Source organism: Arenibacter flavimaris (assembly GCF_030291335.1).
Lineage (GTDB): Bacteria > Bacteroidota > Bacteroidia > Flavobacteriales > Flavobacteriaceae > Arenibacter.
This window is the reverse complement of sequence record NZ_JASWIM010000002.1, coordinates 74322-98461: the sequence shown is the minus strand read 5'-3', so window position 1 is coordinate 98461 and position 24140 is coordinate 74322. Positions and strand designations below refer to the sequence as shown.

At 40.3% G+C, this 24140-nt stretch carries 22 protein-coding genes; 10 read left to right on the top strand and 12 right to left on the bottom strand.

Going from position 1 to position 24140, the window contains the following annotated elements; genetic code table 11:
* Positions 1 to 55 precede the first annotated feature (55 nt).
* On the bottom strand, positions 56 to 1297 hold the full coding sequence (locus tag QSE00_RS02525) for an ABC transporter permease (RefSeq protein WP_286104765.1): 1242 nt from the start codon (positions 1295 to 1297) through the stop codon (positions 56 to 58).
* 3 nt (positions 1298 to 1300) lie between these two features.
* Here QSE00_RS02525 and QSE00_RS02520 point away from each other — a divergent pair, with 3 nt between their 5' ends.
* Complete coding sequence (locus QSE00_RS02520; RefSeq protein WP_286104764.1) at positions 1301 to 2548, top strand: exo-beta-N-acetylmuramidase NamZ family protein; 1248 nt, start codon at positions 1301 to 1303, stop codon at positions 2546 to 2548.
* On the opposite strand, the gene QSE00_RS02515 is transcribed toward QSE00_RS02520, so the two are convergent.
* Together QSE00_RS02515 and QSE00_RS02510 are read right to left on the bottom strand one after the other, a co-directional pair.
* A complete protein-coding gene (locus QSE00_RS02515; protein WP_110356544.1) occupies positions 2539 to 3390 on the bottom strand; it encodes a sterol desaturase family protein in 852 nt (283 codons plus the stop codon). The two genes, QSE00_RS02520 and QSE00_RS02515, sit on opposite strands and share 10 nt — an antisense overlap.
* A 96-nt stretch (positions 3391 to 3486) precedes the next feature.
* Positions 3487 to 3984, bottom strand: a complete 498-nt coding sequence (locus QSE00_RS02510; RefSeq protein ID WP_286104763.1) for a YkgJ family cysteine cluster protein — start codon at positions 3982 to 3984, stop codon at positions 3487 to 3489.
* 63 nt (positions 3985 to 4047) lie between these two features.
* Here QSE00_RS02510 and QSE00_RS02505 point away from each other — a divergent pair, with 63 nt between their 5' ends.
* Genes QSE00_RS02505 through QSE00_RS02495 form a run of 3 tightly spaced genes read left to right on the top strand, consistent with a single transcriptional unit; the run spans position 4048 to position 6005 of the window.
* The gene (locus QSE00_RS02505) at positions 4048 to 4761 is read left to right on the top strand and encodes a class I SAM-dependent methyltransferase (RefSeq protein ID WP_110356542.1); all 714 of its coding nucleotides are present in this window, start codon (positions 4048 to 4050) and stop codon (positions 4759 to 4761) included.
* Between the two features lie 58 nt (positions 4762 to 4819).
* On the top strand, positions 4820 to 5599 hold the full coding sequence (locus QSE00_RS02500) for a hypothetical protein (RefSeq protein ID WP_286104762.1): 780 nt from the start codon (positions 4820 to 4822) through the stop codon (positions 5597 to 5599).
* Positions 5600 to 5624: 25 nt separating this feature from the next.
* Complete coding sequence (locus QSE00_RS02495) at positions 5625 to 6005, top strand: RidA family protein (protein WP_110356692.1); 381 nt, start codon at positions 5625 to 5627, stop codon at positions 6003 to 6005.
* Here the strand turns inward: QSE00_RS02495 and QSE00_RS02490 are convergent.
* From QSE00_RS02490 to QSE00_RS02475, 4 genes are all read right to left on the bottom strand, one after another.
* Positions 5998 to 6849, bottom strand: coding sequence for an N-acetylglucosamine kinase (locus QSE00_RS02490; RefSeq protein WP_110356540.1), 852 nt, complete (start codon positions 6847 to 6849; stop codon positions 5998 to 6000). The genes QSE00_RS02495 and QSE00_RS02490 overlap by 8 nt on opposite strands.
* 84 nt (positions 6850 to 6933) lie before the next feature.
* Positions 6934 to 7935: a type I glyceraldehyde-3-phosphate dehydrogenase gene (gene gap, locus QSE00_RS02485; RefSeq protein ID WP_110356539.1), complete on the bottom strand. Its 1002-nt coding sequence runs from the start codon at positions 7933 to 7935 to the stop codon at positions 6934 to 6936.
* A gap of 23 nt (positions 7936 to 7958) precedes the next feature.
* Complete coding sequence (gene pfkA, locus QSE00_RS02480; protein WP_110356538.1) at positions 7959 to 8945, bottom strand: 6-phosphofructokinase; 987 nt, start codon at positions 8943 to 8945, stop codon at positions 7959 to 7961.
* A gap of 193 nt (positions 8946 to 9138) precedes the next feature.
* Positions 9139 to 13464, bottom strand: coding sequence for a translocation/assembly module TamB domain-containing protein (locus QSE00_RS02475; RefSeq protein WP_353477433.1), 4326 nt, complete (start codon positions 13462 to 13464; stop codon positions 9139 to 9141).
* 87 nt (positions 13465 to 13551) lie between these two features.
* On the opposite strand from QSE00_RS02475, the gene tsaD reads away from it, so the two are divergent.
* From tsaD to QSE00_RS02445, 6 genes are all read left to right on the top strand, one after another.
* Positions 13552 to 14577 carry a tRNA (adenosine(37)-N6)-threonylcarbamoyltransferase complex transferase subunit TsaD gene (gene tsaD, locus QSE00_RS02470; RefSeq protein ID WP_286104759.1) on the top strand — a complete coding sequence of 342 codons (1026 nt, stop codon included), beginning with the start codon at positions 13552 to 13554 and terminating at the stop codon, positions 14575 to 14577.
* A gap of 95 nt (positions 14578 to 14672) precedes the next feature.
* Entirely contained in the window at positions 14673 to 15020 is a 348-nt protein-coding gene (locus QSE00_RS02465) for a TfoX/Sxy family protein (RefSeq protein ID WP_286104758.1), read from the top strand.
* Positions 15021 to 15036: 16 nt separating this feature from the next.
* On the top strand, positions 15037 to 15741 hold the full coding sequence (locus QSE00_RS02460) for a 16S rRNA (uracil(1498)-N(3))-methyltransferase (protein ID WP_110356535.1): 705 nt from the start codon (positions 15037 to 15039) through the stop codon (positions 15739 to 15741).
* Positions 15742 to 15886: 145 nt separating this feature from the next.
* The gene (locus QSE00_RS02455) at positions 15887 to 16537 is read left to right on the top strand and encodes a DUF4159 domain-containing protein (protein WP_286104757.1); all 651 of its coding nucleotides are present in this window, start codon (positions 15887 to 15889) and stop codon (positions 16535 to 16537) included.
* 3 nt (positions 16538 to 16540) lie between these two features.
* Positions 16541 to 17629, top strand: a complete 1089-nt coding sequence (locus QSE00_RS02450) for an AI-2E family transporter (RefSeq protein ID WP_286104756.1) — start codon at positions 16541 to 16543, stop codon at positions 17627 to 17629.
* 7 nt (positions 17630 to 17636) lie between these two features.
* Positions 17637 to 18815 carry a THUMP-like domain-containing protein gene (locus tag QSE00_RS02445; protein ID WP_286104755.1) on the top strand — a complete coding sequence of 393 codons (1179 nt, stop codon included), beginning with the start codon at positions 17637 to 17639 and terminating at the stop codon, positions 18813 to 18815.
* 147 nt (positions 18816 to 18962) lie between these two features.
* Here QSE00_RS02445 and QSE00_RS02440 read toward each other — a convergent pair whose 3' ends face one another.
* The 5 genes from QSE00_RS02440 to QSE00_RS02420 all read right to left on the bottom strand — a co-directional run bounded on the left by QSE00_RS02440 (position 18963) and on the right by QSE00_RS02420 (position 24139).
* Positions 18963 to 19709, bottom strand: coding sequence for a M15 family metallopeptidase (locus tag QSE00_RS02440; protein ID WP_286104754.1), 747 nt, complete (start codon positions 19707 to 19709; stop codon positions 18963 to 18965).
* A gap of 155 nt (positions 19710 to 19864) precedes the next feature.
* Positions 19865 to 20584, bottom strand: coding sequence for a gluconate 2-dehydrogenase subunit 3 family protein (locus QSE00_RS02435; RefSeq protein WP_286104753.1), 720 nt, complete (start codon positions 20582 to 20584; stop codon positions 19865 to 19867).
* Positions 20585 to 20587: 3 nt separating this feature from the next.
* Entirely contained in the window at positions 20588 to 22309 is a 1722-nt protein-coding gene (locus QSE00_RS02430) for a GMC family oxidoreductase (RefSeq protein ID WP_110356530.1), read from the bottom strand.
* A gap of 255 nt (positions 22310 to 22564) precedes the next feature.
* The gene (locus tag QSE00_RS02425) at positions 22565 to 23398 is read right to left on the bottom strand and encodes a sugar phosphate isomerase/epimerase family protein (RefSeq protein WP_286104752.1); all 834 of its coding nucleotides are present in this window, start codon (positions 23396 to 23398) and stop codon (positions 22565 to 22567) included.
* A 33-nt stretch (positions 23399 to 23431) separates the two neighbouring features.
* Entirely contained in the window at positions 23432 to 24139 is a 708-nt protein-coding gene (locus QSE00_RS02420; RefSeq protein ID WP_110356528.1) for a gluconate 2-dehydrogenase subunit 3 family protein, read from the bottom strand.
* Position 24140: the final 1 nt, after the last annotated feature.

Sequence of the window (24140 nt, the reverse complement as noted above, 5' to 3'; positions counted from 1 at the left end):
AAGAGAAAATTCATCACTTTGTTATTGATTCGGGATTTAAAATTTACAATATATTCTATTCGAACTGTATAGCCTTAACGGGAGATATTTTAGTAATAATATAGGACGGCAAAAGCAACATCAGCAAACATAAAATCAAAACGCCAATGTTGAGGACTACCACCGCCGTCACGTCAAGGTACACTGGAATATAATCTATATAATACTCCTTGGGGTTGGGAAACTTGAACATACGGAATTTGTATTGCAACCCTATAATACCCAATCCAATGATGTTGCCCAACACAAGGCCAACACCTATCAGGTAAGCCGCATTGTATAAAAATATCTTTCGTATACTCCAATTGGACGACCCCAAAGCCTTTAAAATACCTATCATTTGGGTCCTTTCCAAAATTAAAACAAGGAGGGCGGTAATCATATTGATACCTCCTACAATAATCATAATACCAATGATCAATGCTATATTAAAATCGAAAAGACCAAGCCATTCAAAAATCCTGTAATATTTGTCCTTTATGGTCTGAGTATCCAGATTGGGCAAGGTCTTTCCGTAAATTTCCTTGGCCTTATTGTCCATTTCATCAAAATCGTCCACAAAGATTTCAAAGTTTCCCACTTCATTATCCGCCCATTTATTCATATGTTGAATATGGCGCAGATCAATAAAAATATAGGAGCCGTCCAGCTCTTCAAAACCACTGTCGTAAATGCCCGTAATAGTAAATCTCCTTTGATTGGGTATCTTGGATGCATCGTCTTCCTTAAAGAAAATAGCAACGAAGGAATCCCCTGTCTTCAATTTTAAACGCTTGGCCAAAACCTGTGATATTAATGCCTCATCATTGATTTCCCCTGTAAAATTGGGCAGGGTGCCATCCACTAAAAATTCCTTAAAAACATTCCAATTGTAATCCGCCCCAACACCTTTTGCCAAAATACCTTCAAAAGTCTCTTCGGTTCTTATTATCCCCGCCTTGGTGGCTACCCCTTGAATATGCTGTATCCCGCTGACCGATTTAAATTCCGGATAAAATTCCTGATCAAGGGAAACAGGGACCTTGGACACGTCGGAGGTATTGCTGTCGTAATTATAAATCTGGATGTGGCCGTTAAAGGCGGCTATCTTTTCCCGTATTTTGTGTTTTAGACCAACCCCGGTGGAAATAGCCACCAACATCATTATCACCCCCAATGCAATGGCCGCAATAGCTATTTTTATTATTGGTGCAGAAATACTAATTTTATGCTCCTTACCTGTAACAAGGCGTTTGGCAATAAAAAATTCTAAATTCAATTTATGGCAGTTTTTTCCATTTTCAAAAATACAGTTTTATTATTGTTTTTTACACTTTCTAGTTGTGGAAACCACACCAAAACCCATAATAAAGCACTTAATTCCGTGGCGGTACAGGATAGCCTTGCTACAGATCTCCCTATAATTATAGCAGCCAACAGAACTGCATCCTACCTCCCTTTACTTGAAGGAAAAAGAGTAGGAATCGTAGCCAATCAGACCAGTGTAATCTTTAAGGATACACAACCCTTATCCTATACCCATATTGTGGATTCCCTATTGTCACAGAACATAGATATTAAACAGGTATTTGCACCCGAACACGGATTTCGGGGAGAAGCCGATGCCGGGGAGAAGGTAAGCGATGGAAAGGATGATAAAACAGGACTTCCCATAATCTCCCTGTACGGGAAAAACAGAAAGCCTTCCAAAGAACTATTGCAGCATGTAGACATTGTACTTTTCGACATACAGGATGTAGGGGTCCGTTTCTATACCTATATCGCTACCATGCAATTGGTCATGGAGGCTTGTGCCGAAAACAATATCCCCATGATTGTCCTGGACAGGCCCAACCCGAACGGGCATTACGTTGATGGCCCTACCATGGAAACCGCGCACAGGGGCTTTTTGGGATTGAACAACATCCCTTTGGTTTATGGTATGACCATAGGGGAATATGCCAACATGATCAATAACGAAGGGTGGCTGAAAAACAAAATTGTGGCCGACCTGACCGTAATCCCCATGGAAAACTACCATCACCACAAAGATTATATTTTACCCATTAGGCCCTCCCCCAACCTTCCCAATAACACCTCTATTTATCTCTACCCCAGTTTGGGATTGTTTGAAGGGACCAATGTAAATGCAGGCCGTGGAACCGAGTTTCAGTTTCAACGGTATGGCGCCTCCTTTATGGACAGTACCAAATATAATTTCAGATATACCCCTTCTCCGAATTTTGGATCGAAAGACCCAAAAGAAAACGGCAAAATATGTTATGGCAAGGACCTTGCCGATACCCCTAAAATAAATACCGTTAATTTGGATTATATATTGGATGCCTACAAAAACACCAAGGACAAAAGCTTATTTTTTAACACAAGTGGTTTTACCAAGCATGCCGGTACAGCAAACCTACAAAAGCAGATAGAAGGTGGCCTTTCCCAAGAGGAAATAAAGAAAACCTGGCAAAAGGATATTGAGCAATTCCAGAAAATAAGGACCAAATACTTACTTTACAATTGATCCGTGGATGTTATATCCATTTTTTTCGGTGATTTATATGGCTTGAACGGAATTTTCAACAATGCTCCTATATCTGAATTTTCCTTTTCATTGGGATAGGTATCCACCCCATATATAATATCATTATTGGACAATCTCATAAAGGTTCCCAGAAGTCTATCCCAAATGGAAAATATATTTCCATAATTACTATCCGTATAGGGTAATTTATAATGGTGGTGCACTTTGTGCATATCCGGCGAAACAATAACCCAGCTTAAGACTTCATCCAGCTTTTTGGGCAATGAGATATTGGCATGGTTAAATTGTGACAAAACAACCGAAAGGGCCTGATATATCATAATGATGGCTATAGGAGCCCCTACCACAAAAGTGCCGAAACAAGTAAAAATAAATCGCACCACACTTTCTCCAGGGTGGTGCCGATTGGCAGTTGTGGTGTCTACTTCATGATCGGTATGATGTATAAGATGAAACCCCCAAAGCACCTTTACCCTGTGCTCTACCCAATGGGCCAACCAGGCACTCAGAAAGTCCAGCATCATTACACCCAACAACACCTTACCCCATAAGGGCATCACGGGCAACCACTGTAGAATCCCAAAATTATTGGCTATGGTCCAATCACTGGTTTTTAGCAGCAAAAAGGCCAAGGGAATATTCACAAGAATGGTGGTTAGGGTGAAAAAAAGATTGACCCCTGCATGTTTTAGCTTGCTATACTTTAACTGAAACAGGGGGATAATATACTCCAATGTCCAAAAAAAAGCAATCCCTGAAACCAAAATAACACTTCTGTGTGCGGGAGGGATGGTTTCAAAATAATTGTAAATGGCTTCCATAGCCTAAATTTACAAAATAGTTGTAGTTAAATAATTACCCTTCAAAAAGTAATTTATGGCCGCCCTACTACAATCAGTGTTTATTTTCGTAATTGCCTACTTTAACTTAATTGTTTTTTTCATTTCCTCCACAATATTGTAAGCCGCGGGGCAAATAGCCACATTTTTTAAGGTAAGATTACTTATCTGTTGAAATTTTTTCCTATCCGTATGCGGAAATTCACGGCATGCCTTAGGCCTTACATCATAAATGGAGCAGTAATTATCGGCTCCCAAAAAGGTACAGGGAACACTTTGCAGCACATGATCGTTATCTTCGTCCATCCTCAAAAATTGATCAATAAATTTCTGGGGTTTCATTCTAAAATGCTTGGCAATACGCTCTATATCCGCATTGGTAAACAAGGGACCCGTGGTCTTGCAACAATTGGCGCAGTTTAAGCAATCGGTTTTCCTAAACTCCGCCTCGTGCAGGTCCTGCATAATATAGTCCAAATCCTTTGGTGGTTTTTTTCGAAGTTTGCCAAAGAATTTTTTACTCGCACTATGTTTTTCCTGTGCCAGCTCGGGAAGTTGTCTTATTACCTCATCCATTGTGGAATAAACTTTTAAAAGTTGGTTAAAAGTCCCACATTTGCATGTAAATAACAAATTTAAATGGCTAAGGACATTCTGGGCAAGGCACTTTTGGATTATCAATCCGGTAATTATTCTGAAGACATCAAGACCTATTCGTCATTGGATGAGGAAGATATAATACCCATCCCCTATTTATTTAGGGACTTTAAGAAAATGCCCCCCTTGGAACAAAAGGCCCTTAAGCTTTGCAAGGGCAGTATCTTGGACATTGGCTGTGGAGCTGGCAGCCACAGCCTCTATTTACAAAAAAAGGGCTACCCTGTTACCGCACTGGACCAATCGCCCGGAGCCATTGAAACTTGTAAACAAAGGGGCATAGAGCAAACTGTGTTACAGGATATTCAGGATTTTGAACTTCAAAAATACGACACCCTTTTGATGCTCATGAACGGTATAGGAATTGTAGGTAAGTTAAAGAATATAGATCGTTTTTTTTCACATTTAAAATCGCTCTTACAACCTAAGGGTCAGATACTCTTGGATTCCAGTGATATCATTTATATGTACGAAGAGGACGAGGATGGGGGCTATTGGATTCCTGACAATCAAAATTACTACGGGGAAGTTTCCTTTGAAATGGAATATCAGGGTGAAAAAAGTGAGCCCCTGGATTGGTTATATTTGGACTATAACACTTTGCAACGCGCAGCAAATGCAAATAACTTATCTTGTGAGCTTATAAGCCAAGGAAAACATTACGATTATCTGGCTAAACTTACGGAATTGAGGTAATACCCAAGAATATTTGACGTTATCTTAAAAGTTACAGCCTTTAATAAAAACTACAATAATGAAGAAATTGCCCATAGTGCTTTTGTTGGCGTTTGCCTTGACCATAGGTTGCTCCAAGGACTCCAGTGACAGCGACTCCCTAAAGGTAGATAAAACGGCCAACCTAAAAGATCCGGGCGATTCCGCCAACGACTTGCTTTCCGACTCCGAATATAAGAACTTGGCCATCGAAATTGCATATGTAGCAAATTATGCCCCCACGGAAACAGCAGTTTCCAATTTTGTAGACTTACTCAACGAGCGTTCCTATAAGGATAACATAAGCATTATTTATAAGAAATTGGATTCACCCCAAAAGGATAGCCTGTCCATTAATGAAATCTTTGATTTGGAAAAAGAAAATAGGACGGTGTACAATAATGGTGACACCTTAGGATTGTATATCTATTTTACCGATGCAACCTCCAGTGACGACAATCCAGATGAGGATCTGGTAACCCTGGGGGCCGTTTACCGCAACACTTCCATGGTAATTTACGAAGCCACAATAAGAAATCTGGCTTCCAGGAGTTCGTTGATCAGTACTTCCACTGTAGAAGCAGCAACTCTAAACCACGAAGCCGGACATTTATTTGGATTGGTAAACTTAGGAACAACGTCTGTGAACGAACATGAAGACCCCGAAGCCAAGAGTCATTGCAGCGAACAGAATTGCCTAATGCGGGCAGAGCTACAATTTGGATGGGGAATGGCCAAAATGTTATCGGCCAAGAACGGCGCAATCCCTAGTTTTGGTACGGAGTGCCTAATAGATCTACGGGCCAATGGAGGCAGATAAGCTGAAAATAAAAATCAATTATAACATGAAAAAAATAATTACCACTACCAATGCACCGGCTCCAATAGGGCCTTACAACCAGGCCGTAATGGCAGGAAACACTTTGTATATCTCAGGGCAAATTCCCATTGACCCAAAGACCGGGGAGTTGGTATCAGGTGATATCAAAAAGGAAACCGAGCAATCCATGCAAAACTTAAAAGCCATTCTTACCGAGGCAGGAATGACTTTTGAGAATGTTGTTAAATCATCGATCTTCGTAAAGGATATGCACCAATTTTCACAAATAAACGAAGTATATAGCGCCTATTTTGATGCGGATACCGCTCCAGCCAGGGAAACTGTTGAAGTAGCCAATCTTCCAAAATTTGTAAATGTCGAAATTTCTATGATAGCTATTAAATAGAGCCTTTGTGAAATTCGACCAAACCTTCAATGGGTCTTTGCCTTATAACACCTAAGATCAGATCGTTTCTTTCTACTACCGTAGCCAGTTCTTCACGTAGGTAATAGGCAATACTGCCCACAAAACTAACGGGAACCTTGGTGGCCAATTCAAACTGCATAATGTAGTTGTTCACAAACTGCTGAAAGCCCTTATCTATCACCCCTCTGCAATAGGGGTGGTTTTTATTTTCTACAATAAATCGGGCAAAAGTGGCCAAATAGGTATTTGGGTTGGGCTGTTTGTAAAGGTTCTCCTTGATTACATCGGCATCCAAATTGTATTCTTTTGCAAACTTGGTTGCCAAATCCATTGGGATTTTATTAAAGTAATAATCCCGGATCAATTTCCTTCCAAAAAAGTTACCACTACCATCATCCATAGGAATATACCCCAAAGAGGTAACCTTTTGATGCAATTTCTCACCGTCATAATAACTGCAATTGGAACCCGTACCTAAAATACACACTATTCCGTGCTGCCCTATTTTTGTTGTGGCAAATATGGCCGCATAGGTATCTTCCTTAACCTCTGCCTGGGCATTGGGAAAAAAATCATTAAAAATCTCTGTTAAAAACTTCTTCATTCTATCGGTACCACAACCGGCACCGTAAAAATACAAGTGGGTAACCTCTTTCCTATTCTTGGAAAGTTCAAAATTATTGGCCAAACGGTCTTCGATTACAGGACGTGTCAATACTTCAGGACTCAATCCTAAAGTTTGGGTCATGAACAATTGGTTGCCCTCACCATCCATGGCAATCCAATCCGATTTTGTTGCACCACTATCTACAATCAATATCATATAACAAGATTATTAATAAAGAATCCTGAAAATAAACAAAATATTGCTTAATCTCAGGATTCTTTTAATTATTACCCAATAAGACTATAATTTATGGATGTACTGCGCTAGGTCGACCAATTTATTGGAATATCCGGACTCGTTGTCGTACCAGGAAACAACTTTGAAGAATTTTGAATTCAATTCAATTCCTGCTCCAGCGTCAAAAATACTGGTTCTGGCATCCCCAATAAAATCTTGGGAAACAACCGCTTCCTCTGTATATCCTAAAATTCCTTTCAGTTCTCCTTCAGAAGCTTTTTTAAAGGCCTTCTTGATCTCCTCATAAGAAGTCTCCTTCTGCAAGCGTACTGTTAAATCCACCACGGAAACATCGGCAGTTGGAACTCTAAATGCCATACCGGTTAGTTTGCCCAACAAAGAAGGAATTACCTTGGTTACCGCCTTGGCAGCACCTGTTGAAGCCGGAATGATATTCAATAAAGCACTTCTACCGCCTCTCCAATCTTTTCTTGAAGGACCATCAACAGTCATTTGAGTAGCTGTTGTTGCATGCACAGTGGTCATTAAAGCCTCTTCAATACCAAAACTATCGTTCAACACTTTAGCCAAAGGAGCCAAACAGTTGGTAGTACAAGAAGCATTTGAAACAATGGTATCGGATGCCTTAACCTCTTTGTGGTTAACTCCCATAACAAACATTGGAGCATTACTGGATGGGGCTGAAATAACTACTTTTTTGGCGCCACCATCTATGTGATACTGTGCAGTTTCAAGTGTTGTGAAAATACCGGTACATTCCGCAACGATATCGGCACCAACCTCGTCCCATTTTAAATTCTTTGGATCTCTTTCCGCAGTAATCCTAACCGTTTTACCGTTTACCACCAAATTACCATCCTTTACTTCAACGGTACCATTGAATTTCCCATGAACCGAATCATATTCCAACAAATAAGCAAGATGTTCTACATCCAGCAAATCGTTAATAGCAACTACATCTACATTATCCCTTTCTACAGTAGCTCTAAAGACCAATCTTCCAATTCTACCGAAACCGTTAATCCCTATTTTCAAGTTTGACATTTCTATTGTTTTTAATGTTTAAGTTATGTTGTCATGATATCGGAAACCCTCATTAGCTCCTTATCAATTTTTGTATGTCCTTTTATTGCCTTACTGATAGGTGTCAGGGTAATTGTATTATCCTGTATCCCCACCATTAAGTTAGTTTTCCCTTCCAATAATGCTTCAACTGCCTTAACGCCCATTCTACTCGCCAAAACACGATCAAAACAAGATGGCGACCCCCCTCTTTGCATATGTCCCAAAACGGATACACGTACATCGTAAATGGGAAGATGTTCTTCTACGTATTCTTTTAGTTCAAAAACATTTTTACCGGTCTTATCCCCTTCCGCTACCACCACTATACTCGATGATTTTCCAGATTGCTTACTGCGCTTCAAGGATTCCAACAATCTTTCGAGACCTAAATTTTCCTCCGGAATCAAAATCTCCTCAGCTCCGGCGCCAACACCTGCATTTAAAGCGATATGACCAACATCCCGGCCCATAACCTCTACAAAGAAGAGTCTATTGTGCGAACTGGCCGTATCCCTAATTTTATCTATACACTCAACAGCCGTATTCAAGGCTGTATCAAATCCTAAAGTATAGGTTGTACCAAAAATATCGTTGTCTATGGTACCTGGGATACCGATTACCGGAAAGTCAAATTCCTTATTAAAGGTCAGTGCACCTGTAAAGCTGCCATCCCCACCAATAACGACAAATGCATCTATACCTGCTTTTTTCAATTGATCGTAGGCAATTTGCCTACCTTCCTTGGTCCTAAATGGTAAACAACGAGCCGATTTAAGGATTGTGCCCCCCTTGTTGATTATATTGTTAACACTACGGGCATCCATTACCTTAAAATCACCTTCCATCATGCCTTCGTATCCTCTATAGATACCAACGCATTCTACCTTTAAATAGGCACATGTACGCACTACTGCCCTAATAGCAGCATTCATTCCCGGTGAGTCTCCTCCTGATGTAAAAACACCAATCTTTTTTATTGCTGAAGCCATAAAAATTTTAAAAAGCAAAACTAGCAAACTTATTTCAATAATTGCCCGACTTTGGCTTTAATTTGACAACAATGAGCCACTCCAACGTTTTCGTTGAATAATTTTTTGAAAATTGTTAAATTCATAATCAATTCTTCAGAAAAAGTGATTATTTCGAAATTGCCCAAAACAGCTAAAAAGGCTCAAAAAAATCTTAATTCCTCCCTAAAATTTTACGTAATAATGCCTTAAAACTATCGAAGTCTACTTGATAGGAAAGTCCAACACCCTGGGTATATCCCTGACGGTCTGCCAGGAATTGTTGGATCTCATTTTCCCGATTGAAAATTTTGGCACTAAGGGTCCCTTCTTCGTTCAACAAAATCTGAACTTCCACGTCTCCGGCAACTACGGTTTCCGATACTCCGCCTACCGGGACCCCCACCCTTCCATTGAGCAAAACCCTATCGCTGATCTGGGTAGACAAGGTTACCCCTAACCTATTCTCCGTTTGAATATCCGTGCTCCTGTCCAGAATACCTTGTTCATAAGACAATCCAAAATTTAATTTATCGTTGTCGCCCGCCAACAAGGAATTGAGTATTCCCGAGGCGGACTGTAGAAGATTTCCTGTAACGGCCTGTTGATTGATTCCTGTTTGTTCATTGACAAAAGAGCCTTGAGCCAATAGGAAAAGGGCATTTTTTTCGGCTATTGTGGGGTCTTGCAGTCTGTATTCCAATTCGGACTTGACTATGGAATTGGTACCTGGAAATTCTATCCTCCAATCTATAACCGGACTTTCCAGCTCTCCCGTTAGCCTTACCACTACATCGGTGGGTATACGCCTGGTATATCCCGGATTATCCAAGAGTGGAGCTGGATTTGCATTTAAGGAATAAACGGCTTCCATGTTTAATTGTGCCGCCAAGGGCTCCCTCTCCCAGGTAATGTTACCTCCAGGTTTCACTTTAAAGGTCTTATCTACGATACCGCCAAACTTATAGCGAAACTGTCCCGTCACTACCACAAAATCCCCATACATATTAAATTTACCGTTGGTATTGATCTCTATGAACAAAATTCCAGCTCCAGTTCCCTTTAAGGAACTACCTGTTTTGGTATCTACAACAATTTCAACCTCCGCATCAGGAGTAACATCCAGGTTAAAAGCCAGCTCAAGACCTTCCACCTCCTTTAAAACCCGTTGGCCCTTATCCGTATCCTCAACTTTCTTTCCCACAAAATTGATAAATGAAAAATCCCCCACACTAACTACATCGCTAATTGGGATTTTTAAGGAAGTACCCCTTGCCGTTTCCCCATCTACATTGATCGTAAGGGCATTGGTAGGTCCAAATATCCTACCCGTACCATTTAAATAGCCAGCTCCATAGTACAACACCTCTTCCTTAAACGGTGTGTTCAATATTAGAAATCGATCATTATTGGTATCCACATCCAAATCCAAACTCCAATCCTTAAACAACTTATGGGTTATGGTACCATCCAAAGTTGCCTTAGTATTCATGGCAACATCGGTAAGTTTGATCTTTTGAAAATTAAAGGTTTGGTCCATTAACTTTACCCGGGAGTAGGGAGCAAAACTATAATCCACATTTAAATAGGGAATGGCAATACCGGCCTCGTTCAAGGACAGTACACCGCTCCAATTAGGGTTGTTTATTGGGCCCTTTAAAATGGCGCTTCCCTGTAACAAGCCCCTTATATTGGTAATAATACCTTCTCCCAAGGGACTAAATGGCTCCAGGTTGAACTTATTGAAGTCCACTATGAGATTTGCCTGTGGAATCTCCTCCCTATTGGAGATATTACCCACCACACTGAGCTTCTCGAACCCTTTATCCTTCAAGGAAGTGTTCACCACAAAATCCGTTAGATCCCTATTACCCACTATCCCAATGGCCAAATCCCCCAAGGTAATATTGTTGATCCCGAAGTCCTTTATATTTAAATTGGAGGAAGGCAGGTAAACATTATCCTTCTGCAAAACGTTCAAGGTACCATTCACCTCCCCGTGCAATTTAAGACTGTCTATGGAAGGCGTAATCTTCCCCAGGGTAACTATCTTAAACTGTAGCTCTATATCCTTATAGGTTGAATCTGCCAACTGTCCCCTTAGCCTAATTTGTTCCTGTTCATTATTGTTCATTACCACTTCCTCTATGGAAATGCTATCGAGGGTCTTGTTGATTACTACCTTGTTCTTATTGTTTCCATCCTTGTTCAAGATCCATTTATTTCCCTTAAAACTTATATCGGACGTTTTGAGACCGATAACAGATTTATTCTCTTTGTTGAAGGTATGGTAAAAATTGAGGTTGTAACTATCATTATATTCGCTTCCACCTCTAAATTCCGTTCTAAAGAACAATGTATCCTTCAAGGTGGTATTGATCAAATTAAAATCTTTAACGTCATAGTAAGGGGTTGCCAAATCCCCAATGGAAACATAGGTATTGAACAAGGGGTTCTTATTGTCTATTTTAACATCTATACTGTCCAATTCATTGCCGTATGCCACTATACTGGGCGATTTAAAGGTTAGTTTAAAATCTCCCTCATCGGCAATGATATTTCCCTTGATAAAGGTATTGGGATCGAACTTCACCTCTGGAAAAAATACGTCCACAATCTTGTTGTAGATCTTGAAATTAAACGCCAATCTCTGGTTTTCAGATATATTGAACGGTCTATAATTTGTATAAATACTTCCCAAAGAATTTTGCAGCAACCTGCCCAGTTCCTTGACTTTAAAATTGCCCTTCAAAAATCCGGTAATAATATCCGGGGAATTAATATCAATTATACGGGTACTGTCGTTTTCAAAGGTGGATGAAACCTTAAAATCCTCAAAGTAGTAGGTATCATTCTTGTTCTGATAATTGGTTTTGGTAAATTTTATATCCCCTACAATATTATCCAAAGAATTTCCGGAAATATCCATATTAACATCTCCCTTAAAAATGGAAACACTATCATTTATAAAGTTTATCTTTTTGAGATCTGCATAATCTACGGAAGCAATAAAGTTGAAATTATTCCTGTTTTCGGCAAAATCCGCCAATCCCTTAAAACTGAATTTTATATTTTCGTCCTTACACAATAGGGAACCATCAAAAAGTTGTTCCTTTATAATACCTGATACGCTGATATCCTTAAAATCGTAACCGTTAAAATTTAAGGAATACACCTGCCCTATTACCTCGGTATTTAAATATTCCATGACCACTCCCTTGCCCTCCACATTAAAATCCAGATTGGTAATACCCACATCCTTTCGTTCTATTAGCTCTCCTAGATCAAAATCGATCAAAGAGACAAATCCTTTGTAGGAGGCATCGTCAATATGATCTATATCGGTAAGCTCAAGATCCACATAGCTGCTGCCTATGAGGGTATTTATGTTGGCTTTTGTATTTATTGAGGATTCCGTAATAAGAGCATCGCCCCTAACCGTAAACTGCCCCAATCTTTGGATTGAAGACGGCAATACATCCAAAATATTCGGTAGCAGGGCCCTTAGTTCATAATAATTGGAAGTAACATTCTTCATATTGGCCATTAGGGCAAACTTACCATCCTTAACGAACAAATTTTTAAAATTAAAATCCCCTCGAATACCTGTATTATCCATTGTTAAAAAAAGATCGTTGGTATTCAAGTCGTTCAATACCCCATTGGCTACAGTGGAAAATGTTACTATTTTGTCGCTTCCAAATTGATTATAAAGCAGGTTTACTTCATTCAAGGCCACTGTAGACTCTATAAATTCAGCATCAATTTTTACTTTATTTAAAAAATCCTTAAAGTCTTCCCTATCATAATCGAATACCACCTTGCCCAATAAATTGGATTGAGGCGTTTTAATGCTCAAGGAATCGAAACGCATTTGCTGTTTTGTGTATTTGAATTCGGTAGCCATTTTTTCTACCACTACCCCTCTTGAACTCCGGAAGGACATCTTCTCTATTTTGGAATTTACGTCCGGGCCAATTATGGTAAATTCGGAAGCCGAAATGTTCAGATCGGCAAAATTCAGCATTTCCCTGGTTTCACGGTTTTCATCAATGAGCTTAAATTTACTATCCGTAATTTCCACATCTGCGGACGAAAAATAAAATGGTGGCGTACCGGGTTTACGAGGTTTTTTATCGTCCAACTTATCAATAAATACCTCGAGGTTGGTGTTCTTGTCATCCTGATAGGTCCTAAGCTTAAAATTGAGGCGCTCTATGGCTATGTCCCCAAACTCCAACTTGCCGTTAACCAAATTGCGTACATTTAGGATTGAGGTACTTAAATTGTCTATATAGAACAGGGTATCCTGTTTGTAATCTTCAATATAAACGCCTTTAAGTGAGGTATCCCAGGAAATTAGGGAAATCCTTAAGCGGTCAATATTAATGTTGGTGCCAAATTCCTTGTTGATCTCTGTAGTGGCATACTTGGCAAAGCGGGTCTGGACAAAGGGCAAGGAAAGTATTACACTGCCCAAAACGCAAATAAGAACGAGCACCAAAAATACTCTGACCAGGATTTTTCTTAATTTTTTGATAGGGCTTTATGTTTTACCTTTGTACATTCAAATTTTATTCCAAACAAAGTGGATAATCAAACTATTTACATTTTAGCCATTGAATCCTCGTGCGATGACACTTCTGCCGCTGTATTGTGCGGCAATAGGACACTAAGCAATATTGTGGCAACGCAAAAAATACATGAGGAGTATGGGGGGGTTGTTCCCGAACTAGCCTCAAGGGCACACCAACAAAATATTGTCCCTGTAGTGCACCAAGCATTAGCCAAAGCAAATATCGATAAAAAACAGTTATCCGCCATAGCTTTTACACGTGGACCAGGACTTATGGGATCTTTATTGGTAGGAACCTCCTTTGCCAAGTCCCTTTCCTTGGGATTGGACATTCCATTAATTGAGGTAAACCATATGCAGGCCCATATTTTATCGCACTTTATTGAGGAAGAAAATTACAAAATGCCCTCCTTCCCTTTTTTGGCAATGACCATTAGTGGAGGACATACGCAAATAGTACTGGTAAAGGATTATTTTGACATGGAAATTTTAGGAGAGTCCTTGGATGACGCGGTAGGGGAGGCCTATGACAAGAGCGCAAAAATATTGGGACTACCTTATCCAGGTGGACCCTTGGTGGACAAATATGCCCAGCTTGGCAACCCCAAGGCTTTTCCCTTTCCCAAACCCAAAGTGGACGGACTCAACTTTAGTTTTAGTGGTTTAAAAACGAGTATACTCTATTTTATACAGCGGGAAACAAAAAACAACCCAAATTTTATAACTGAAAACCTGAACGACATTTGTGCTTCCATACAATACACCATCATCAATATCCTAATGGATAAATTAAAAAAGGCCGTAACACAGACGGGAATAACACAAATAGCGATTGGCGGTGGAGTATCGGCAAATTCGGGTATTAGACAGGCCCTAAAAAAAGCGGAGGACAAATGGGGATGGACCACCTATATCCCAAAATTTGAATACTGTACGGACAATGCCGCCATGATAGGTATAGTGGGATATTTAAAATACAAGGAAATGGATTTTGTGGACCAAAGTGTTACCGCCAAGGCGAGATATGTAATTCAATAACCAAATAAAAGGTCCAAGCTTGCCTAATACTTGTTCCCCATTCCCCTATAGTAAGGCATTTTTTTTGCATCGGCCTCTTGAAACTTTAAAATATTATGGCATATAACGAACAGTTTGCACAACGGATCAGGGCTAGTTTTGATTTGCAGCCCCAAGCCGTACGATTTAATATTACCGAAAAAAAAATGTTCGGGGGAATTGCTTTTTTATTTTGCGGAAAAATGACCGTAGGCATTATAAAGGAGAACCTTATGGTAAGGGTGATCTCCAGCAAAATGGATGGGATCCTAAGTTCGGAACATGTGCGGCCCATGGATTTTGCAAAACGCCCCATGAAAGAATTTGTATATGTTTCCCAGGAGGGAATCGCCTCAGAGGAACAGCTGCTGAACTACATTGAATTAGGACTGGAACACGCCAAACAAAAATTGAACAAACTCTAAATATCGCTACTAGCCCATGCAACTTTTTTACCACCCTGAATTGGAAAACAACACGGACCAATTTATTTTTCCAACCGATGAAAGCAGGCATATCAGCAAAGTACTGAGGAAAAATTCGGGCGACATATTACAGATCACCAATGGCAAGGGCCTATTTTTTGAAGCTGAAATACTTGTTCCCGATCATAAAAAATGTAGGGCCAAGGTAATTTCCCAAACCCAGGCACCTCCAAAACCATATGAACTCCATATGGTAGTGGCGCCAACAAAACTTAACGACCGCTTTGAGTGGTTTTTGGAGAAGGCAACGGAAATTGGAGTTCATCAAATCACACCCATAATTTGCGAACATTCTGAAAGAAAGGTCATTAAAATGGACAGAATGGAAAAGGTTATCCAAGCCGCCATGAAACAATCCCTACAAGCCTATCTACCACAATTAAATCCGGCCATTCCTTTTAGGGAGTACTTATCACTACCAAAAAATGGGGAGCTTTTTATAGCGCATTGCGAGGATGATAAAAAAAAGGAATTATCCCATTGTGCGTCTGCCAAAAAAAATACAACCGTATTAATAGGACCTGAAGGCGATTTTTCACCTGAAGAAATAAGATTAGCTCAAGAGAACGGATTTAGGGCGGTTGCTTTGGGAAACACAAGGTTGCGAACAGAAACAGCAGCCATCGTGGCCTGTACCACTATTGCCCTAGTAAATTTATAATAGCCTATTGGGGCATATCTTGGTTAGGCATACTTTTATGGTCAATTAAATTTTCTTACGATACCATGAAGTGTTTACACAGCCCTTTTAGTTTTTTAACCCGTTAATATTCTTAAATTTGAATATCACAAACATCCGAGTGCATATGAAGCAGCTAGTTGTAATAATATTGATGTTCAATTTTTATTTGGCCGAAAGTTCACATGCACAGGAAATTGCCATTTTAAAATATGGAGGCGGAGGGGATTGGTACGCCAATCCAACAGGGCTCCCCAACCTAATAAAATTCTGCAATCAACGACTTAGGACTACCATTGACCCCAAACCGCAAACCGTAGAGGTTGGCAGCGCCAATATTTTTCAATACCCCTTTTTACATATGACCGGGCATGGAAATATTTTTTTTACCGAGGAGGAAGCAGAAAACCTAAGGACCTATTTATTGGCTGGGGGATTTTTGCACATAGATGATAATTATGGAATGGAACCTTACCTGCGCAAAGAACTAGCCAAAGTATTTCCAGACAAGGAACTCACGGAATTAGGGGTAGACCACCCCATATTTCGGCAACAATTCCAATTTCCAAAAGGGTTGCCCAAGATACATGAACATGATGGCAAACGGCCGCAGGCGTTTGGCCTATTTGAACAAAACCGCCTGATCCTGCTCTTCACCTTTGAAAGCGACCTTGGGGACGGATGGGAAGACCCGGAAGTACATAACGACCCTCAGGAGGTCCGTCTAAAAGCGTTACAAATGGGCGCCAATATAATCTCCTACGTTTTTAAAAGTTAAAGTATGACATCAAAGACAATTGCGGATGGTATATTGAGGGCACTTGGAATTATTGTGGCCATTGTTATCCTATTGGCCTTCCTCTATAAAATTAGTGCTGTTCTCATATACATTGCCATAGCTGCAGTTGCCAGCTTAATAGGGCGCCCCATAGTTCTGTTTTTTCGCCAAAAGTTAAAATTCAATAATACCGTAGCTGTCATAATAACTATGATATTCCTTGTTGGGGTGGTTGCGGGGGTCATTGCCCTATTTGTACCCCTACTTATTCAACAAGGGCAGAATCTATCCCTTCTCAACATAGATGCCTTGCAGACCAATTTAGAGGACCTCTACGGTCAACTCCTTCAATATATTGGAGTTAAATCCGAGGACCTGGAACAAAGTATTAAGGATTCACATTTGTTTTCCAACCTGAACTTTGGAATTCTTCCAGATTTCCTGAACTCCATTATCGGTATATTGGGGAGTTTTAGTGTGGGACTTTTTTCCGTTCTATTTATAGCCTTCTTCTTCCTAAAGGATAGTAAGCTTTTTGAGGAATCCATACTCACACTAATCCCTAGTAACAAGGAAAATAGGTTTCAACATTCCATGGAAACCATCAAAAATTTACTTTCCAGATATTTTGTTGGCCTGGTGTTCCAAATCCTTATCCTATTTATCATTTATTCCATTGTACTATTCATTTTTGGGATTGAAAATGCCATTGTAATAGCTTTTCTCTGTGCCCTTTTAAACCTTATTCCCTATATAGGCCCCATTATTGGAGGGATATTAATGGCGGTTTTAACCATGACCAGTAATGTGGGTGCCGACTTTAGCAGCGTAATTTTACCCAAAACGAGCTATGTTATGATAGGCTTCATCATTGGCCAATTGGTAGATAACTTTTTTTCCCAACCCTTCATTTTCTCCAATAGTGTAAAGTCGCACCCCTTGGAAATTTTCCTGATCATCATCATTGGAGGTCTTCTTCTTGGGGTCGCCGGAATGATAATAGCAGTACCTGGCTATACCGCCATAAAAGTAATCTTAAAGGAATTTTTCTCCGAGAATAAAATTGTAAAATCCCTTACCAAAAATTTATAACCCCGCCTTGAACAAGAATATTCAAACGCCTGAAATTCAGAATTTTATAAATGAAAATTTAAGGACAGAACTTATCTCCCTTTTGTTGAAGCCATTAAACTTGGAAGGTGTTACCAATAAGGAAATTGCGGAACAAATTGAAGCCAAGAGCAGATGCAGGGACAAACTTCCCCTATGGTTTGGCACTGCCAACATATACTACCCCAACAAATTAAACATTGAACAGACCTCTTCCCAAACCACGGCCCTCTATAAAGCTGGAAGAATAAACGGAACCACGCTTTTGGACATGACCGGCGGCTTTGGGGTGGACAGTTACTATTTCAGCCTAAACATAGGACAGGTGCATCATTGTGAAATGGACCGAGAATTATCCGCAATAGCCGACTATAATTTTCAGGTTTTAGGCCGGACCAACCTTCGTACCCATGCAGAGGACGGAATAGATTTTCTAAAGAATTCGGACGTTGATTTCGATTGGGTATATATAGATCCCTCCCGCCGTAATGATCTGAAGGGTAAGGTTTTCTTGTTATCGGATTGCATTCCGAATGTCCCCGATCATCTAGGAACAATTTTGACGAAGGCCAAGAATATCATGATAAAAACCTCCCCTCTACTTGATTTGTCGGCCGGTCTTGGCGAGTTACGTTGTGTTAGGGAAATTCATATTGTTGCCGTAAATAATGAAGTAAAGGAAATCCTGTGGATATTGGAACGGGCTTATAAAAATGGAGTATTGATAAAGACGGTAAACCTAAGTGGAACGGCAAAAGAAAAGTTCAGCTTTTCGCTTGATGAGGAAAAATGCGCGCTTTCCAATTACTCGGATCCCATGGAATATTTATACGAACCCAATCCGGCCATCCTAAAGTCTGGGGCTTTCAAGACCGTTGGGACCAGATATAATTTGCTCAAGTTACATGACCACTCACATTTGTACACCAATGACCATCTCTTGGAATTTCCTGGACGGAGATTTAGAATTGTAAAAACCATTCCTTTTAATAAAAAAGAAATACAAAAACTGGGGATAAAAAAAGCAAATGTCACCGTTAGAAACTTTCCGATAAGCGTGGCGGAAATTAGGAAAAAGTTTAAAATTAAGGATGGAGGGGAAGTTTATCTGTTTTTTACCACCAATCCGGAAGGTGAAAAAATTGTTGTTTATTGTCATAAATTATAAGGGCAGTACGCAGCATGTTATAGCTACAATTAAGTAGCCTAATATTTGAGACTTCTCGTCGCTCATTCTTCGCTCTGTCGAAGCGACTATTATAGTCTAGATTTCACATGGAGTTACATAAAAGATCTTGGAATCACTTAAACAATTTCAATCACAATCCCATTTAAAGTTGGCCACTTTGTCATTGGATGCGGTACCGAGATTGTAATGCCACCATTCGGTCCTTATGGACCAGAAACCATATTTTTCCATGGTCTCCTTTAACAACAGTCTATTGTTCAAGATAGACTGCGGTAAATCCAAATTATCGTGGTATGCCTTTTTTCCAAAAAAATCAAAATCGGTCCCCATATCCAATTCCTCACCATCCAAAGTAACCAGGCTAATATCTACGGCACCACCCTTATTATGGATTGACCCCTTAACCGGATTGGCCACATACTGTGGATTGGGGACAATGGCCCACATTTTATATTGTACATCATTGGGACGATAGCAATCGAAAAATTTTATTTTATACCCTTTTCCGATCAAGTCTTTGTTTGCCAAAAGCAGTGCTCTGGCGGTTTTGACCCTAAGGTAACATTCGGCACAATCATAGACCTTCTCCTTTAAGAAATTATTATTGGTGGCATAGCGCAGATCGTATTCAAAATCATCACTATAATCGGCCAACCTTACAAACAAGGTATCGGCCAGGCCTTCAAGGGATTTTAGTTTGGGCTTTATTACTTCTTCTTTCTTACCTACATCGATCATTAACGAATCCACGACCTCCAATTCCGCTTCCACATCCTTTTTCAAATTTTTGTTTACGACCATTTCCTTACACCCAAAGAAAAAAGTCATTGCCAAAATGGCCATTCCCTTAAAAGCTGTCCACTTCCTATTCATACATTTCAGTGCCAATTGTTAATCCTTTAATTCACCTAGGTACTTTTTTCCCCACAGCAAATTAACAAAAAAGCCCCTAAAAAGAGGCCTTTATATATTTCCAATAGGGATTGCGAAAAAATACCATTACTTCCCTATTGCCACTATTGAATGATTTAAGTCAACAGCTTGCCATTTTCGTCCCAGGTAGCGATTTCGTTTCTGGTACTCTGATCGATACATTTGGCAACCCATTCTGGATCGTAGGCCACCCCATGTTGTTCCAAGACATCCTCCGGAACACCATCCCATACATTAGGTGTATTTCCTTTATAGCCCAGTTCGGCGACTCCTACTTTGGATGAATAATAACCACAGATAGTTAATCCCCGCATCAAATAGAAAAATTGTATTTCGAGTGGTTGCGTCTCCAACGATTTATCAGGATCATGATAACATATGGTATCCAATATCTGCTTTTGCTGTTCCAGGGTAGCCAATTTAAATTCGGTTCCAAAATCTGTATTGCTTTTATGATCCAGCCACATTAACCCCCCCTTAAGGGTAAGCTGCAATTCTGGGATATCCTTGCCCATAAATTCGATAAATTCCGGGACCTCTGCCTCAATCGGCCCTCCATTGGGTTCTCTGGGAGGAAGTATTACGGTACTCAATACCGCAATGGTCTCCATTTCGTGTTCGGTAAAAAGCTGTTCTGCATTTAATTTTTCAATAAGTTCCAACTCCTCTGGAGTACGACCAAAATAATGGGTATTTTCGGCTGCGGCTATGGCCTCCTTTGCAGAATCGGGTCCATCTGTCTTACAGCCATGAAACGCCAAGGCAGATGCACCGGCACCTAGAATTATTGTCTGTATACTTTTTCTTCTATCCATGGTCTAGATATTTTGCTGTTTTAATTGTTCAATAATATAGTCACTGGCTCGCCAAGATAATGCCAAAATAGTCCAAGTACAGTTCTTATCCGCCTGGGAAGTAAAAGGTCCCGCATCAACAATAAAGACATTGTCCACATCGTGTAATTGATTGAATTTATTAGTGACCGATGTTTTGGGATCATTGCCCATTCTGGTAGTACCAACTTCGTGAATAATACGTCCGGGCGCCTCAAGTCCATAGTCGCGGTCCTTACCAGGCTTTTCCCCTAAAGGTTCTGCCCCAATATTGTGGAAAATCTCTTCAAAAGTGTCCTGCATATGCTTGGCCTGATTTTTCTCAAATTGGGACCATTTATAATTAAACTTCAATACGGGAATGCCAAATTGATCCACGGTGGTAGGGTCTATTTCACAATAGTTCTCCTTACGGGCAATACCTTCGCCCCTTCCGGCAATCCCTAGTACGGATCCGTAATATTTTTTAACATCATCCCGTAAGCTATCCCCATAACCCCCTACTTTGAGCCCAAAGAATTTGTTGAATTCATTGGGGTTGAAACTAAAACCATAACCAGGCATTTTCATCCCTCCTCCGACTTCTATATGATAGCCTCTAGGGAAATCCAACTTGGAGTTATCTCCCCACCAAGGAGAGTACACATGGTTACTTCCCACTCCGTCCTCGTTATAGGATACTTTCCTGTTCATCAATGCCGGTACAAAAGCGGCTCTACTGGCCCCAGTGGAATCGTGCAAATATTTACCCACGAGGTCACTGCTATTTCCCAAGCCGTTTGGATGTTGTTTGCTTTTCGAATTCAAAAGAATACGGGCGGAACTACAGGCAGAAGCTGCCAAAACTACCACCTTGCCCCTTAATTTGTATTCTTTTCTATCGTCCTTACTGATGTAGGACACTCCCGTTGCCTTACCCTCCTCATTGGTAGTAACTTCCCTCACAACACAATTGACGAATAATTTAATTCGGCCCCCGCTTTTTTGTGCAGGAAATATTAAACAACTCCCGGATGAGAAATCGGCATAAACCGAACAGGAACGTGAACATTGTCCGCAGTAAAAACACACACCACGTTCTGTATTGATTCTTTTGGTGAGCATGGAAAGTCTACCGGGAATAGTAGGTATTCCCGCCTTTTTTGCCCCATTTATATAAAAAATCTCATGCAATCTTGGTTTTGGCGGAGGCAGAAAGAAACCATCCGGATCATTTTCCAGTCCTTCATTGGTACCAAACACCCCGATTAGTTTATCTACCTTATCATAATATGGTTTTACATCCTCATACCCAATTGGCCAGTCCTCCCCATGACCATCCCTGGTCTTCCCCTTAAAATCCTTTGGCCCAAAACGAAGGGAAATCCTTCCCCAGTGATTGGTACGCCCACCCAACATGTGAGATCGGAACCAATCAAATTCCGTACCAGGCTCACGTGTATATGGCTCCCCCTCTATCTCCCAACCGCCATAAGCAGCATCAAATTCCCCAAATGCCCTAGTAGTATTTGCTCCCCTTCTAGGAGATTCGTAATTCCATTTTAACTGATTCATGGTTTTCGGATCTGCCGGATCAAAAAATGGACCGGCCTCTACTACCGCAACATTGAGGCCGGCGTCGGCCAATTGCTTTGTGGCCATACCGCCACCAGCACCCGAGCCAACAATTATTACATCATAAATTTCTGAGGATTCTTTTATCTGCATATTGGAATGAATTAATAATGAACTTCAATATAAGTTTAAAACGAAATCAAAATAGAATTTTTTATCCAAAGAACCTGAAAATTCATGTATTTTGATATAAAACCATTAATAATTGATAATATGTCATTAGAAGTTTGAGGTCCCCGAAAGCAACAAATAAAATTACTGCCCAATTCCTTCTTCGGAAGTCCATGGAATAAACAAAAAGCCTCCAAAAGGAGGCTTTTTCAGCAATATCAATAATTGAAATCTAGATTATTTTAAACCTTCCAAATACTTTAAACTCTTTGGCACTTGGTCCACCACCCTGGAACACTCGTCCTCTATGAACATATATTTGATGCCCAATCTTTTGGCTTCGGCCACAACGCCCGCTATATCCACTTCCCCAGTTCCCAAAACTACATTTGTTTCAACATCGGCATGGCCCGTATTATTTTTAGTGGTTCCTTTTTCCATATCCTTCAAATGCATTAAAATGAATTTTGAAGGGTATTTTTTTAATAATTTCGTAGGATCTGCACCTGCGTGATGTACCCAATACACATCCATTTCAAAATCGAAATAATTGGCATTCTCCGCCATATAATCAAAGAGTGTACCATCACCATAGGGCCTAAATTCAAATCCATGGGCATGATACGCCAATTTCAGGCCCTTTTCCCTTAAAAGTTTCCCAGCCCTGTTGAATACCTCAACAGCCTTTTGTGCATCCACAAAACCAAAATTGTTGCCATGGTGTGGGATCCATGCACACATAACATAGGTGGCACCGTAACTTTTAGCCTTTTTTACAACCTCCTCCGGAGCAATGGCCAAATCGTTGAATGTGGCACCTATACTAACCATTTTTAAATTATTTTTGGCAAGTAGTTCCTTAAACTCCTCCTCGGGCATCCCGTAGCTATCCCCTCCTTCCAAAACGGTAATACCCCAGTCATTTACCAATTTCAGGGTACTTGGAATATCTTCCTTAAACTGATTTCTAAGGCTGTACAATTGTAATCCCACCTCTTGGGCCGTAACACTTACTGTTCCAAAAAAAACTATGGCTATTAAAAATAGCCATAGTACCTGTAATCTCTTCATCCTATATTTATAATTCGATATCACTTAATATTTTTAAGTCAACAAATTACCTTCGTCATCCCATTCTGCCATATCGTTGCGCTTACTTTGGTCCACGCATTTGGCAATCCATTCAGGGTCATAGGATTTTCCATGCTTTGCCAAAACGTCTTCCGGCACCCCGTCCCAAACATTGGGGGAATTACCTTTATACCCCAACGCTTCAATACCTTCCTTTGAAGTATAATATCCGGTAACGGTTAAATTGCGAACCAGGGAAAAGAATTGTTGCTCATATGTCGGATTTTCCTTGTCCGGAAATGCAATGGCATCCAAAATCTCTTTTTGCTGAGTTTCGGTTGCGGACTTAAATTCCACTCCGTAATCTTTATTGCTCTTGTGGTCCAACCACATTAGGCCACCTTGCAGTGGAGTTTGATAGGCAGGGATATCTTTGGCCATAAATTCTATAAAATCGGGCACTCCGGCATCGGTAGCACTACCATAGGTTCCGCTGGCAGGTAAAATCAAGGCACATAACACTCCTAAAGTAGCCATTTCATGTTCGTTAAAAAACTGTTCCGCGTAGAGTTTTTTCAGCAGCTCCTTTTCCTCAGGAGTCCTCCCGAAATGCTTTTCTTCCTGTACCAAGGCCTCTGCAGCTCCAGCCTCCCCTTCCGTTCCCGGCTTACATCCATTTATTGCCAATCCACCCGCTACACCACCAAGGATAATGGATTTTATACTTTTTCTTCTATCCATA